General features: G+C 56.6%; 7 protein-coding genes and 6 pseudogenes. 5 read left to right on the top strand and 8 right to left on the bottom strand.

The window, feature by feature from the left end:
* Positions 1 to 585: 585 nt before the first annotated feature.
* Together M0D69_RS41530 and M0D69_RS41525 are read left to right on the top strand one after the other, a co-directional pair.
* Positions 586 to 780, top strand: a pseudogene (locus M0D69_RS41530) (transposase domain-containing protein); the annotation flags it as partial.
* A gap of 300 nt (positions 781 to 1,080) precedes the next feature.
* Positions 1,081 to 1,650: pseudogene (locus M0D69_RS41525) on the top strand (YceI family protein); the annotation flags it as partial.
* Between the two features lie 244 nt (positions 1,651 to 1,894).
* Here M0D69_RS41525 and M0D69_RS41520 read toward each other — a convergent pair.
* Together M0D69_RS41520 and M0D69_RS41515 are read right to left on the bottom strand one after the other, a co-directional pair.
* Positions 1,895 to 2,263: pseudogene (locus M0D69_RS41520) on the bottom strand (hypothetical protein); the annotation flags it as partial.
* Between the two features lie 10 nt (positions 2,264 to 2,273).
* A pseudogene (locus tag M0D69_RS41515) lies at positions 2,274 to 2,599 on the bottom strand (hypothetical protein).
* An 819-nt stretch (positions 2,600 to 3,418) separates the two neighbouring features.
* Between M0D69_RS41515 and M0D69_RS41505 the strand changes: the two are divergent.
* A pseudogene (locus tag M0D69_RS41505) lies at positions 3,419 to 3,682 on the top strand (glutathione binding-like protein); the annotation flags it as partial.
* A gap of 239 nt (positions 3,683 to 3,921) precedes the next feature.
* Here M0D69_RS41505 and doeB read toward each other — a convergent pair.
* From doeB to M0D69_RS41485, 4 genes are all read right to left on the bottom strand, one after another.
* Positions 3,922 to 4,947, bottom strand: a complete 1,026-nt coding sequence (doeB, locus tag M0D69_RS41500) for a N(2)-acetyl-L-2,4-diaminobutanoate deacetylase DoeB (protein WP_301787601.1) — start codon at positions 4,945 to 4,947, stop codon at positions 3,922 to 3,924.
* Between the two features lie 383 nt (positions 4,948 to 5,330).
* Positions 5,331 to 6,539, bottom strand: a complete 1,209-nt coding sequence (doeA, locus tag M0D69_RS41495) for an ectoine hydrolase DoeA (RefSeq protein ID WP_301787600.1) — start codon at positions 6,537 to 6,539, stop codon at positions 5,331 to 5,333.
* Positions 6,540 to 6,691: 152 nt separating this feature from the next.
* Positions 6,692 to 7,849: a branched-chain amino acid ABC transporter substrate-binding protein gene (locus M0D69_RS41490; protein WP_301787602.1), complete on the bottom strand. Its 1,158-nt coding sequence runs from the start codon at positions 7,847 to 7,849 to the stop codon at positions 6,692 to 6,694.
* Positions 7,850 to 8,018: 169 nt separating this feature from the next.
* Positions 8,019 to 8,588 carry an ureidoglycolate lyase gene (locus M0D69_RS41485; RefSeq protein WP_301787599.1) on the bottom strand — a complete coding sequence of 190 codons (570 nt, stop codon included), beginning with the start codon at positions 8,586 to 8,588 and terminating at the stop codon, positions 8,019 to 8,021.
* Positions 8,589 to 9,138: 550 nt separating this feature from the next.
* On the opposite strand from M0D69_RS41485, the gene M0D69_RS41480 reads away from it, so the two are divergent.
* Together M0D69_RS41480 and M0D69_RS41475 are read left to right on the top strand one after the other, a co-directional pair.
* On the top strand, positions 9,139 to 10,617 hold the full coding sequence (locus M0D69_RS41480) for an NAD-dependent succinate-semialdehyde dehydrogenase (RefSeq protein WP_301787598.1): 1,479 nt from the start codon (positions 9,139 to 9,141) through the stop codon (positions 10,615 to 10,617).
* A 10-nt stretch (positions 10,618 to 10,627) separates the two neighbouring features.
* Positions 10,628 to 12,010: an aminotransferase gene (locus M0D69_RS41475; protein WP_301787597.1), complete on the top strand. Its 1,383-nt coding sequence runs from the start codon at positions 10,628 to 10,630 to the stop codon at positions 12,008 to 12,010.
* Positions 12,011 to 12,303: 293 nt separating this feature from the next.
* Here the strand turns inward: M0D69_RS41475 and M0D69_RS41470 are convergent, their stop codons facing one another.
* Positions 12,304 to 12,780: an Lrp/AsnC family transcriptional regulator gene (locus M0D69_RS41470; RefSeq protein WP_172176542.1), complete on the bottom strand. Its 477-nt coding sequence runs from the start codon at positions 12,778 to 12,780 to the stop codon at positions 12,304 to 12,306.
* Between the two features lie 378 nt (positions 12,781 to 13,158).
* Positions 13,159 to 13,676: pseudogene (locus M0D69_RS41465) on the bottom strand (hypothetical protein); the annotation flags it as partial.

Below are 13,676 nucleotides of genomic sequence, written 5' to 3'. Positions count from 1 at the left end.
CACGAATATCTTGATGCCTTCGAGCCGATCCATCCGATCCTCCTACGGGGAATGGATTATCTTACTAAGGAATAGATCATGCATGATTATGGGCAAATCTATTCCGGAATCTAGGGGGCCTCTCCGGGCCGTTTTGCGGCTCTTGTGACGAAGCATGAGGTAGTCACCTTGGGAAAGCTCGGTGAGGAGCGTGCCCAGGCTCTCGGCCGTGCTCCCGTCGCCGCGATGTCCGGCTTCCAGATAGCGATCGTTCACGACTGTCCGGAACGGGTCGATTCTGTTGAAAAAGTCGTGTTTTGATTTGGGGCGCTGGTTTTGGCAGTACGTTTCGAGTTGGAGAATTCAGCAAGACGGCGGTCTTGCAACGTGCGACGCCCCCCGTTTCCCATCATGTGGCTGCCTGGTTTGCCTGCTTATCGCGTGCCGAACAACGCTGGTCGACGCGGAACGCGCTGCGTGTAACCTCTCTGGACCTTGCATAATTCCGTTACACGGATAAGAGCGCGACATCAGGCCATTTCTGCATCGGCAGATCCTATCGTCACCTCGTAGTTATGGAAAGTTCTATCAGGATGGCCGGAGCAGACACCTGCCGGTGCGCACGCCAGCGCGGTGATCTACTCGCTCATCGAAACGGCTCGCGCCAACGACCTCGAGCCCTACACCTGGCTGCGCCGGGTGATGCGTGAATTGCCAGCGGCCCAGTCCGTCGAGGTCATCGAAGTGTTGTTGCCGTGGAATCTCCATCGCCAGGATTTAGCCAGCGAAATAACGCCCTGAACAGTCTGGGTTTGATGGATCGCTTACTGATATTAGTCGCCCTTCGAAGCCCGGCGAATTCGATGTCGCTGTGCAAATCATCAACGGTACACTCCTGGCGTGCACGGCGTGCCGGGAGAGCACCATGCCCCTCTTTAAGGCCGTCAGTCTTACTCAGAACGCTTTTCAGGAACAGGGTGTCTCGGCGCAATGCCATTCAAACGTGTTAGCAAAACGTAATTGAGAGAAGTACGATGGCCCATCAAGATATCCTTCGCTGCGCGTGCGTGGGCTGCTGGTGTCGCCCTTCTCGCGGCTACAATTTTTGTCGCCTGCACGCCGCTGCAAGTGGTGACGCATCGCGTTTCGACGAACGAAGCGAGCGCACCGGCCGGGCACTATCAGCTCGACGAGCATCACTGAAACGTAAGCTTCGACGTCGATCATCTGCATTATTCGCGCTTTGTCATGCGCTTCGACAAGGTGACGGCCGACCTCGATTGGGACGCCGGTGGCATGGAGGAAAGCACGGTCAACGCAGGCATCGATGCCGCGAGCGTGAACACCTACGTCGTGCTGCTCGACCGCCTGGTCAAGGGCGTCGACATGTTCGACGCGACCCGCTATCCGGAGATCCGTTTTGCCAGCAGGCACTTCACGCGCAATGGCACAAGCACGGGCACGCTGATCGGCGACCTAACGATTCATGGCACCACGGGTCCGGTGACCCTTGTAACCTTCAACGGCACCGCGCCGAACCCGCTAACGAAGTTGGAGACGCTCAGCTTTTCCGCAGACGGTCATTTCAGCCGCTCACAGTTCGGGTTGTCCACGCGGTATCCGGCCGCCGGTGACGATGTGCATGTCGCTATTCAGGTCGAATTCGTGAGGGCCATCGGCGTTACCTCATCTCGAGCCGCTGTCGAGTCGAGTAGGACCGCCCCTTGTTGCCAAGCAACATCGTGGCGAATTCGCGTTCGTAGCTGTCGACGCGAAGCGTTGTGGGAGAATCGGCGAGACATCGAGTTCGCTCAGCAATATCGCGACATCTTGCCCGAGGGATGATTATGCTACCGGAAGTACACGGCGGTGCTTGCTGCACCTTCCTCGCGTCCAGACGCCATGCGCCCCAGACGGCTGATGTCACGCTCTCGGCATTCGGGCCGAACTGCCCAGCGATGGAGGTAAGACGTTCTTGCCAATCCCACATTCCGAATACGTCGTGGGCGTGCTGAAGGCAGCTCGGCAAAGCGATCGTCGCCGGGCCATACACATTGACGTGCGCGCGCAGCAGGGCCTTTTTCGGCGCGCCGACCCCGCCCTCCAGGTATGCGGGGATTTCATTTGATGCCTTTGCGAGAAAACGAACAGGTACCCCTTCGATCGTCGTGCTGTAATCGCACGGCTGGATCAGGTTACCCACTGGACACACGCCGGCATAACCGCGGTAGGCACAGCCCCCACGTTGTAAAAGACCGGCTCTGCCCTGCTGCAACGGGTGCATGGCGGCACGGTCAGAGATTTCCTGGTTGCTCAGGAAAGCGGTGGTTTCCGTTTTTATTTGATGCTCCTTTTACCCGTATGGCGCTCCTCTGCGCTGCAAGCCGACGACCCGTCAATGCCGGCCGTGCAATCGCAGGCGGAAATACACACCAGCAGCCGTCATCGTGCCGAAAGAAGAAATCGCATGCGAACCGCTTGGGGCTAAGGCCTCAACGCGCACAAAGCGTCTCCTCTCGCAACCGGTACGGCCGAATTGAATTACGCGGAGCCGCGTCGTCGGAGTCGGCGCAAGCCATTTTTCTACCAAGAACCGCAGGGACCTCTCGGCGATGTTCATGTTCGCCTCCTTCCATTTCTGCCGCAGCTCACGACGATCAGCTGTCGGTCGCGGAACCCTGCGACCTGTCGATCGTGCTGCGTACACTGAGCTAACCACACCAGAGTCCGCTTTATTCCCGAGCCTCGAACGTGGCGGCATGCCGCGATTTCGAGCGCGCCGGGACAACTTGCCCAAGTTTTTGCGAGTTTTCTTGATCAGAGACGAACCGGTTCGGATGCGGCTTTCTGTTGGACGGACGCTCGAATGGCGGGAATAAAGGTTCGTCGTTTCAAATGCAACAGTGAGATCAAGGGGAACCGAAGCGCAATCAATTCTGCGTCACTTGCAACCGGCGTCGAGTATAGTGCTGCTGACCTATCTTTCCCTCCATCTGGAAAATCACGCGCTCGGCATCTGGTCGCTGGATCTTGCCGCGCGCGGCACGGTCCTTCTGTATGGCTCCGCCGGCATGCATTTTGCGCTGGCTCTATGTACGGCCTATGAGCGGCGTCACCAGTGGACTCTTCCGCTGGCGAATGGATCCGGCTCTGGGTCGGACTCAGCCCCCTGTCCCGCTCATCCGGCGTGCGGTTGCGACCCACCTCGCCGCTTCGCTCTATGGGTTGGAACCGGACTACAAAAAGACTGTGGTTTCGCTGACCACGAGCGGAACACAAGGCTTGCAACTTGCACGGCTCGCCCCCGGGTGCGTGCATAGCCGTCTCGTATTGTGGATCCGTTTTCGTCACTATCCTTTCGTTCGCCTCGCGAAGCCCGCACTGATCCCCGTGCTCGTTTTCCTCCCGTAGCTGTCCGCTGCCGGCTTTGTTCAGATTGCCCGAGCAGATTCCTTACGCGATTGAGCGCTATACGGCTGAGACCACCCGCCTATACGGCGTGCTCAACAGACGTCTCGCTGACCGACCGTTCCTCGCGGGCGACGACTATTCAATCGCTGATGTCGCAGCGTATCCCTGGGCCGCTGCCTACAACATCCTGAACCAGGACATCGACCAGTTTCCCTACGTCGAACGCTGGCTGGACACGATCGCCGTGCGTCCGGCGACGAAACGCGCCTACGCCATCGCGAAGGAAATGAACCCCAATGCTCCGCAGCCCCCATCGCCACGGACTGCGCCGCAAGCCTCATAAACAACCCCCTCTGCAGGAGGATGAAATGGAGCACAGTCCAGGAGCTGAATCCGGAACATCCCTCTGAGCGTGTGCAGACACGCTTACCGGGACTCTCGTCGTCGATCAACCGGAAAGCTTCGCTGAGTGAATGGGCCCACGCGAGCCCATAGCCGGGATAGCACCAATCGCGCGCCTCCGAGAACAACTCAGCCGGCCACTACCACATCGCGCTCGACGACTATTGCAACAACCGCGATCGTGTCGCCGACCTTCACCAAACCAGGAAAGTGTCGGGCAACGACAATCCCGTCTCGCCGTGCTCTGTATTCGACCGCCGGCACGCCGGTGCGACTCGTGTAGTAGATGCGTGCCAGGACATCACCGCACGTAACCGTTTCGCCCAGGTCGCGGCACATCTCCAGCAATCCGCTGTGTTCGCTGGTGGTGTAGCAGGATCCGTCCGGCATATCGAGGAGTGTCGTCGTGCGCCGCTCCGTACCCGGTTGCCCATCACCCTCCAGGATGCCGGCGTACCGCAAGAAGCCACGCACGCCTCGATCAGCAATAGCGACGCTTTTCGCCGTTGACGCACCGCCCCCGCCGAGTTCCGTCGATACGAACACCTTGCCAGCCTCCTCGACTGCCGTGTCAAACATCCCGAAGCTGTCGAGTTCGAGAAGCCGCAACGAGTACGGGGCGCCGAATGCTCGCATCGCGGCCTCGCAGCGTGCCTGCTGAGCCTTGTCGTCGAGCACGTGAATCGCGGCAAATGGCACGAAATCGAGCGTGCGACCGCCAGCGTGAATGTCGAGCACGTAATCCGCAAGCGGGAGCAGGTACCGCTGGAAGTAGTCAGCGATTTTCTCCGTCACCGTGCCGTCGGGCCTGCCAGGGAAACTGCGGTTCAGGTTGCCCGCGTCAATCGGCGAAGTGCGTGTACCGGTCTGGAACGCCGGATAGTTCATGAACGGAATGATAATGACCCGTCCACGCACGTCATGTGCGCGAAGCTCGCCTGCAAGCTTCGACAACGCAACGGGCCCTTCGTATTCGTCCCCGTGGTTGCCGCCCGTAAGCAAGACGGTTGGCCCCTCACCACGTTTCACGACCGCAACCGGAATCATGACCGCGCCCCACGCAGAATCGTCCCGTGAGTACGGCAGTTTCAAGAACCCATGTTGCTCGCCATCGGCATCGAAATCGACAGTGGGGGTTATTGGTGAAGCCCGCATCGGGTCACTCCTTGATAAAAGTTCGTGTGGCGCCTCGCGGTAGATCAGAACACCTTAGTCAGTAAATTGAGTGCTTTGCAAAAGTGCGCGCATCGGGCTTACAGCGTCACTCGTAGAACGCCAGTTCCGTGATGCTGCGACACTTGCCTGGATCTTCAGAGGCACCTCATGACCTTCGGCTTCGCGCAAGACACGAAGCATCCGCTGTCGGCGCGCGCCACTCGGATTGTCGTCCGACGTTCCGATGAAAAGATGAAGATTCGACATCACCGGCGCCCCGGTCGTCACCGTTTCGCACGACAATGAACTCACAGCGCTCCGGAGAAGTTGAGTAGCAATGCCCTCATCCACTTCTCCCGACACACGCGTCAACTTAGAACAAGTCAGTTTTTGACAAAGAGCTTCCGCGGAACATCGCACAGACATGATGAACCTGTCGGTGTAATAACGATACTCTCGGTAATCTCCAGTCCCCAGTCCTCGAACCACAGGCCAGGCATGAAGTGAAAAGTCATGCCTGGCTCCAGCACTGTTTTATCCCCGACGCGCAGGCTCGTAGTACGCTCGCCCCAGTCTGGCGGATAGCTCATTCCGATCGGATATCCCACGCGACCGCCTTTCTCAATGCCGTGCCGATTCATGACAGAAAAGAAGGCCGTTGCAATATCCTCGCACGTGTTTCCCGGCTTGGCAGCTTCAAGCCCAGCCTCAATTCCTTCAATAACCGCTTTTTCGGCGTCCAGGAATTTCTGCGGAGGCTGACCGATATATACCGTTCTCGACAACGGGCAGTGGTATCTTCTATAAACCCCTGCAATTTCGAAGAAGGTACCCGCACCGCGCTGGAACTTCGAATCGTCCCACGTCAAATGAGGAGTAGCAGCCTCAATTCCGGTCGGAACCAGCGGCACAATCGACGGATAATCCCCACCGAAATCATCCACACCCCGGATCGCGGTTGCGAAAATTTCAGCAACCAGATCGTTCTTCCGCATACCCGGCTCGATCAAATCGAGGATTCGAGCGTACATCTTCTCCAGGATGCGCCCCCCGATCCGCATATAGTCCAGTTCGGTCTCCGACTTCACGGCGCGTTGACGGTTAACGAGCCCTGTCGCATCCACCCATGAGTTCTTCGGCAAATGCTTCTGCAGTGTCGTAAGCGACGCCGCAGAAAAGTAGAAGCTATCCATTTCCACCCCGACAGCCAAACCTTCCCAGTGACGACCCGCAATCACTTCGCGAGCAAGGTACTCCATCGGATGCAAGTCACGCTGGACATACTCCTCCGGGTACGCGAACAATGCGGAATCGGTCATGTAAGTGGTCGCTTTGGCACCGTTGAGATCGATGCCGCGTCCGAACCAGACGGGTTCGTTATCCATCGAAACAACCACACATTGATGGTTGTAAAACGAATAGCCATCGTACCCCGACATCCAACCGATATTGGCGGGGTCCGACACGATCAGTAAATCCATGCCTCTCGCGACCATCTCGGTACGTACTTTTTCTAAGCGAACCAAATATTCCGCGCGATCGAAAAACTTTCGAAGCTTTGGAAATCCGGCGTCACTTGAGATTTCGCTCATTGACAACACCTCATAAAATGAATTTTCGCTTCTTCAATACTCCAATTTTGAAAAATCGAATGTACGAAAGTCCTCTCTTTACTCTACGTCTCAAACTTGGGAAACAAACATCCGGGAACTCGACTCGACCAGTTGCTCCCAGACGGAACCGCTTACATCGTCACTTGGTCGACGAACGTCTTCTTCCCGTTTTGATAGTCAAAGATCGAGATCACACCGTTCCGAAGATCCCCTTTCTCATCAAATTTGGTTTCACCAGTAACGCCGCGATAGTCGGTGGCCGGCGTCGCAGCCAGAATCTTTGCTGGATCTGTTGAATTCATACGACGCATCGCATCCACCACGATATACACAGCGTCGTAAGTGAACGGTGCATAGATTTCCATCGCATGCCCAAAACGCTTTTGATATTTGGCCTTGAACGCGGCGCCTCCCGGCATCTTCTCCGGGGATGCCCCGGGCTGAGAGCACACTACGCGATCAACCGCGCTTCCCGCCAGCGCCTCCAATCTGTCAGAGCATACGCCATCACCAGAAAGAATCTTCGCCTGCAAGCCGAGTTGTGCAGACTGTTTGGTGAAGGGCCCCCCGGTTGCATCCAGACCGCCATACATGATTGCGTCAGGTTTTTCACTCTTGATTTTCGTCAAAATGGCGTGAAAATCGACAGCCTTATCGTTCGTGGTGTCTCGAGACAGGACTTGGATACCCAGGTTTTTTGCCGCCTTTGCGAACTCATCCGCCAAGCCCTGGCCATATGCCGTCGCATCGTCAACGATCGCAACGGTTTTGATCTTCAGCTTCTCGCTTGCATAGTTTGCCAGCGCAGGACCTTGTTGCGCGTCAGTGGCAACCAGGCGGAAGACGTTTTTGAAACCCTGTCGCGTGAGAGTCGGGTTGGTCGCCGATGGTGTGATCATCGTAATTCCCGCGTCGCTATAAATTTTTGATGCCGGAATCGAAGTGCCTGACTCCATGTGACCAACGACCGCCACCACTTTCTCGTCAACGAGCTTCTGAGCCACCTGGGTAGCCGTCCTGGGGTCTGCGCCGTCGTCTTCGCCGTCCAATTGCAGGACGACCTTCTGACCACCAATCACGAGGCCTTTTGCATTGATCTCCTCGACCGCGAGCCTTGCACCATTCTCGTTGTCTTTACCCAACTGTGCGACAGAGCCAGTGAGCGGAGCAACATGGCCGATCACCACTGTCTCATCTGCGACCGCCGGTGCCGAGTAGACGGCCGCGAAAGCACATGAAAGCGACGAGAGCGCCGCAATATACGAAAGGGATTCAATTTTGCGCATGATCACCACCTGTCATTGAACGTGAGATAACTCAAAATGTAGCGTTATAAGCGTGTGTAAAGCGAAAAGGCACAACTACGCCGTTCGAATTGAATGCCTTCAATCGGCACGCAACCACGATCGAAATAGAGATTCAGCAAATCACTGCGCTTTTCGGTATTGACGAAAAGATTTATGCGGTATCGACAATTTCGTTTGACTCGACCTCCTTCAAGACTACCCGACGCGGCACGATTGAATTCCTTGAACTCTCTGCTGTTGGACATCCCGTGTGAAGGTGGACAATCAAATCGTAAGTTGTCGATTGCCGAGATAGCAGAAGTGCCATAACCTCGCCTTTCGACACACGGATTGCGTGCCAACATCCCGGGCGCACGCATGTCCCCATGCCTATTGGAATTTCAAAGGCTCTGATTGAGTCAATGTCAGGGCCACCAGATTCATTGCTGGCAGCAACAATCTGGATCAACGGCCCGGTCAGTGGCACAACCGCTTGCTGAGTCAACAAGCGTGTCTCGAGGGTGCGCACAATCGAGTCGTCGTCGCTGAAGTTGCCCCACACAATTTCGGTCTCGTTCGGAGCCCCCGTATCGAACAGGTGCTCCCGCCACATCGACAGCGTGGCACCTTTGAAGAACGGCTTGTCGCCGGCAATCGCCATTGCTTTACCCAACACCCAGCCAAACGGAGAAAAAGACTCGGGCGTCAGTTGCTTGACAGTGAGTAGAGGTGCTGCGCTCATTCGTGTTCTCTGAATTTCCAGGATGCATCTTGTAGGTCTGCCAGATTCCAAAAGCGCCGTCGTGAATCTTTCGGGATTACGGGCACGTTGCGTTGCGAAGCACTGTCGGCAGCGGGATGTCCGATCTGAACCGCTTCGCGACCTGGGCCAGGTTTCATGCCCCCTCTCCTCGAGTTCATTTGGAATGAAGAGAGTTTCCGCCGGCAATAAAAGCGCAATACGGCGTTTGGTCGCTGCATTACGCAGAGAATCTGCGTTTTTTCTTTCTTCGCGCACAATTTGTGCGGACCTTCAACTGGCCGGGAATCGTCGGTCGTTTGACTACCCGCAGATGTTGTGCACCGGGCCAAGAGCCGTGGTTCGTGCGGTCGAGCGTGTAGCGGCGAGTCGCCTCGGTGAATACGCCCTCAATGCCACGTGGCGTTGAAAAGCTGCGTAGCGAGAGGAACATCGCCGGAATTCGACGTCACAATCAATTCAAGTGCGCTTTTTCAGCGAGGCACCGACGCTACCATGTATACGTCGTTTGACGAGCTTATAAGGACACGTCGTGAAAGAGTTAGCAAGAAACGCACTGGCTTCGCTGAGTCGCGCGGACCTGTTGGAACACCGGTCCTACGTGAACGGTTCGTGGAAAGCCGGCGAGGAGAAGATCAGTGTCATCGATCCCGCAACCAGCAAGGTGATTGCCCAGGTGGACATGCTTTCCGCGCATGCCATTGATGCCGCGGTCGATGCCGCGCGAGCTGCGTTTGAAGGCTGGCGCGAACTTGTTCCGACCGCGCGTGGCGCGATCCTTCGAAGGTGGGCTGCATTGCTGCGGAGCAACTCCCAAGACCTCTCCGTAATCATGACGTCGGAGCAAGGCAAACCTATCAAGGAATCGCGCGGGGAGATCGAGTACGCCGCGAATTTTCTCGACTGGTTTGCAGCCGAAGGTGAACGTGCCTATGGTGAGACTATTCCGAGCCACCTTGCGGGTAGCCGGCTGACAGTCACCTGGCACCCAATCGGAGTCACGGCGGCGGTTACGCCCTGGAATTTTCCGATCGCGATGATTACGCGCAAGGCCGGTGCTGCGCTCGCAGCGGGTTGCCCGATGATCATCAAGCCCGCGCCGGAAACGCCGCTATGCGCGCTGGCCATCGCAAAACTGGCTGACGAAGCAGGTATGCCGGCGGGTGTGTTTCAGGTCATCAACGGCGACGCGGCCGAGATGTCCAAACGTCTTCTCGAAGCTACAGAGGTCCGCTCCTTCAGCTTCACCGGTTCGACCACGGTGGGCCGAATTCTGTTGCGCCAGTCGGCAGAGACGGTCAAGAAGGTCTCGATGGAACTGGGCGGTCACGCACCTTTCATCGTATTTGATGACGCGTCTCTCGAGCTCGCGATCGAGGGCTGTATTGACGCAAAGTTTGCGACGTCCGGCCAGGATTGTCTTGCTGCAAACAGAATCTACGTCCAACGATCCATCTACGAGCAGTTTGTGGAGAAGTTTTCGACCGCTGTCAAAGAGCTGAAGGTGGGACATGGTCTGGATCCCAGCTCCGACATCGGCCCGATGACTCGTCCGTCTGTGTCTGCGAAATGTCGCGACCAGATTGGGCAGGCAGTAAGCGCAGGAGCCCGTGTCGTTGCAGGTGGAGGTATCTCTCCGCTTGGGCACCAGTTCGTTCCTCCGACAGTTCTGGCTGACGTCGCAGATGACATGGATATTGCGAAGGAGGAGACGTTCGGTCCGGTCGCCGCAATCCTGCCGTTTGATACCGAAGCTGAAGTACTGCAACGCGCAAACGATTCCGAATACGGTCTCGCTGCGTATGTCTACACGAGCAACCTGAATCGTGCGATGCGCATGTCCGATCGGCTGGAGTACGGGATGGTGGCCGTCAATACACCGAAGTTCACGGGTGCATCGATTCCGTTCGGGGGATGGAAGCAGTCGGGCCTTGGGCGGGAAGGATCGCGCTACGGCATGGGCGATTACATGGAGCAGAAGTACACCTGCTTCGGCAATTTGAAGGATTAAGGAGATAGACATGGATATCAAAAAGATTTCGGAAATGGATCGCAATTCGGTCCTCCACCCGTTCACGCAGCTTCACGATTTTGCTGCCGGGAAGGCCGGAGATCCCACGATCGTTGAAGGTGGCAAGGGCATTCGCATTCGCGACGCCGAAGGCCGCGAGTACATTGACGGGTTCGCCGGCCTCTACTGCGTCAACATTGGCTACGGCCGCGACGAAGTCGCCGAGGCGATTGCGCGGCAAGCCTACAAGCTCGCCTATTACCACACGTACGCCGCACACACGACGGAGGAGCTTGCCAAACTGTCTGACCGCCTCGTCAAGATGGCGCCGGGCAAGATGAGCAAGGTGTTCTACGGCCTTTCCGGCTCCGACGCCAACGAAACGCAGGCGAAGCTCGTCTGGTACTACAACAATCTTCGCGGGCTGCCGAAGAAGAAGAAGATCATCGCGCGTGAACGTGGATACCACGGGTGCTCAGTTGTGTCCGGCTCGATGACGGGCATGAGCTTCTATCACGACTACATGGACCTGCCGGTCTCGGGCATTTTGCATACGGGCGTACCCCACTATTATTGGGGTGCAAATCCGGGTGAGACGGAGCTGGAGTTCTCGGCACGTCGTGCTCGCGAGCTGGAGGAACTCATTCTTCGTGAAGGCCCGGAAACTGTCGGTGCGTTCATCGCTGAACCTGTCCTCGGCACGGGCGGCATCACGCCCCCACCGGAAGGCTACTGGGCAGCGATCCAACCGGTTCTGGCTAAATACGATGTCCTGCTGATTGCAGACGAAGTGATCACAGGCTTCGGTCGTACCGGCGCGATGTTTGGTTCGCAAAAGTACGGGATCGAGCCGGACCTCATCACTGTCGCGAAGGGGCTCACGTCGGCGTACGCGCCACTGTCGGCATGTATCGTGGGCGAAAAGGTCTATGAGGTGCTCGACGCAGGTGCGCAGAAGGTCGGTGCCTTCTCGCATGGCTACACGTACTCTGGCCATCCGATTGGTGTTGCAGCTGCGAATGCAGTCCTCGACATCGTCGATCGTGAGGACCTCCCCGGAAATGCCGCAAACGTCGGTGAATATTTCCAGACGGCACTAGAGGATGCGTTCAGCGATTCGCCGATCGTTGGTGAGGTTCGTGGTGTTGGCCTCATGGCAGCGGTTGAATTCGTTGCTGACCCGGCGACCAAGCAACGCTTTGACGCGCAATTGAAGGTCGGGGCACGAGTGTCGAAAGCCGCTCGAGACCGCGGGCTGATCGCTCGCGCGATGCCGCACGGCGACATCCTGGGTTTCGCTCCTCCGCTCACGATTACCAAGGCGGAGATCGACGATATCGTTGGCATTGCTCGTCAGGCGATCTCACAGATTGAGAACGAACTGGCCAGATAGCCGACGCACTCCTAAGTTTCTCTGACCACTCTTAAGTCCGAGAGTTAGCTCCTTTACGTCGAGCGATGTTTAGGAGCTCTTTTTACTTCGCGAGACGTCCGTATCCGCTCGCGCGCCATTTCACGCTCTCGACCGGTTGGACAAGAAACCGAAATCGGGAGCATACGGAGCCATCAAAATTGCCCAATCATCGAGAGAATATTCGTAGATCGTCGAAGCCAGTTCACAACACCATCCCAGCAGTCACGGGAAAATAGACATGACTTTGTCGGTGCCTTCCTTTCCGAACCAATCTAAATTGATGCGCCTAAAGGCATCGGCAGAGTAAAGCCAGCTTTAACACGATCCATAACAACCATCGTTTTGAAAGACTTAATATCCGTATTCTCGTAGAAGAAACGCCTGGTGAATTGCTCGTAGTCTTCCATATTGTTTGCAGTAACCAGTAGAACAAAGTCTGCATCACCAGTAACGTAGAAGCCGCTCATTACCTCGGTAGTATTGCAGATCGCCTGCTTGAAGCGGTCAACGATGTCCGCCCGCTCCCGCTCCAAGGTAACTAGGACCAACATGGTCACGTTCCGGCCAATCGCCTTGGGTGAAACGATTGAAATGTCTGCTTCAATCACGCCCTCTGATCGCAACCGTTTCAGTCGACGCTGGACTCCAGTTGCGGACAATCCGACCTTCTCTCCGAGCTCGTCGCTGGTCAGGCGATTGTTACGTTGCACAAGGTCAAGAATGCGAGCGTCGATTTTGTCGAGATCCATGATCAATACGGCGTGGCTATTAAACAACTGACAGAATAGCGGAAGTCCTCTAAATCATCTAGCACGCGACACGGCGTGGTCAATCTCGACGTTGCGCAACAGAGATCGCGATAGGCGCAACCGTCTGTTGACTAGATAACCAACTCCTGGCCCTTAGGGTCGGGACTCGTCGAACGCAACTGCGACACGCTCCAGTTTCGTGCTGCCGCTGGCCTCGTTCACGTTGAGACGTGGGTGGCCGACCGACCAAGCCCCGTTTCACAGCCCTGCAAGTTCAATGATCCTCGAGCATTGCTGGTGCCGGCCAGGAGCGGCGTGCTAAGGCCGTCCGACTGAATGCCAGCACGCAGGTCGTCGCCCCGCCTGGGCGAACAGGGCTCAAGGGATTCGGTTTGTCGAAGGGATCGCCGATGGGGGGGCGTTCATGCGCTCGGTTTCGATCGTGTCCTCACCACGCTTCTCGGGCTCTTCCATCGGAATGAAGACGCTTGCCAAGAACGTTGCTCCGGAAATCAACAAGAACAAGATCCCCAATGGCAACCAATCGCCACCAAACGTCTTCGCCAACGAAACCCCAATCAACGGCGTCGTACCTCCGAAAATTGCGCCACAAATCTGGAAACTCAGAGAGATACCCGTATAACGCATCTCCACTGGGAACGCTCGCGGCAGGAAAGATGGCAAGACAGAGTAGTAGCTGCCAATGAGAGCGATGGCTACCAAGATGCCGATTGCAATATCGACGATGTTGCCAGTGCCAATCAAGTGCATCATCGGAAGTGCCCATAGGCAGAGAGCGCCGGTCACCAAGACAAGGAATTTCCGCTCGCCAATCTTATGGGCTGGAACGCGAAACCGGCGCACAACTCCTGCGTCGCTCGACGCGAAGTATCGAA

The sequence above is a fragment of the Caballeronia sp. SEWSISQ10-4 2 genome (genome assembly GCF_030464885.1).
Classification (GTDB): domain Bacteria; phylum Pseudomonadota; class Gammaproteobacteria; order Burkholderiales; family Burkholderiaceae; genus Caballeronia.
The sequence above is the reverse complement of the archived record's forward strand: the minus strand, read 5'-3'. Positions and strand labels throughout refer to the sequence as shown.

Coding starts and splice junctions, on each gene's coding strand:
- doeB (WP_301787601.1), bottom strand. CDS start 4,947: ATGCGGGCTTCACCAATAACCCCCACTGTCGATTTCGATGCCGATGGC.
- doeA (WP_301787600.1), bottom strand. CDS start 6,539: ATGAGCGAAATCTCAAGTGACGCCGGATTTCCAAAGCTTCGAAAGTTT.
- M0D69_RS41485 (WP_301787599.1), bottom strand. CDS start 8,588: ATGAGCGCAGCACCTCTACTCACTGTCAAGCAACTGACGCCCGAGTCT.
- M0D69_RS41475 (WP_301787597.1), top strand. CDS start 10,628: ATGGATATCAAAAAGATTTCGGAAATGGATCGCAATTCGGTCCTCCAC.
- M0D69_RS41470 (WP_172176542.1), bottom strand. CDS start 12,780: ATGGATCTCGACAAAATCGACGCTCGCATTCTTGACCTTGTGCAACGT.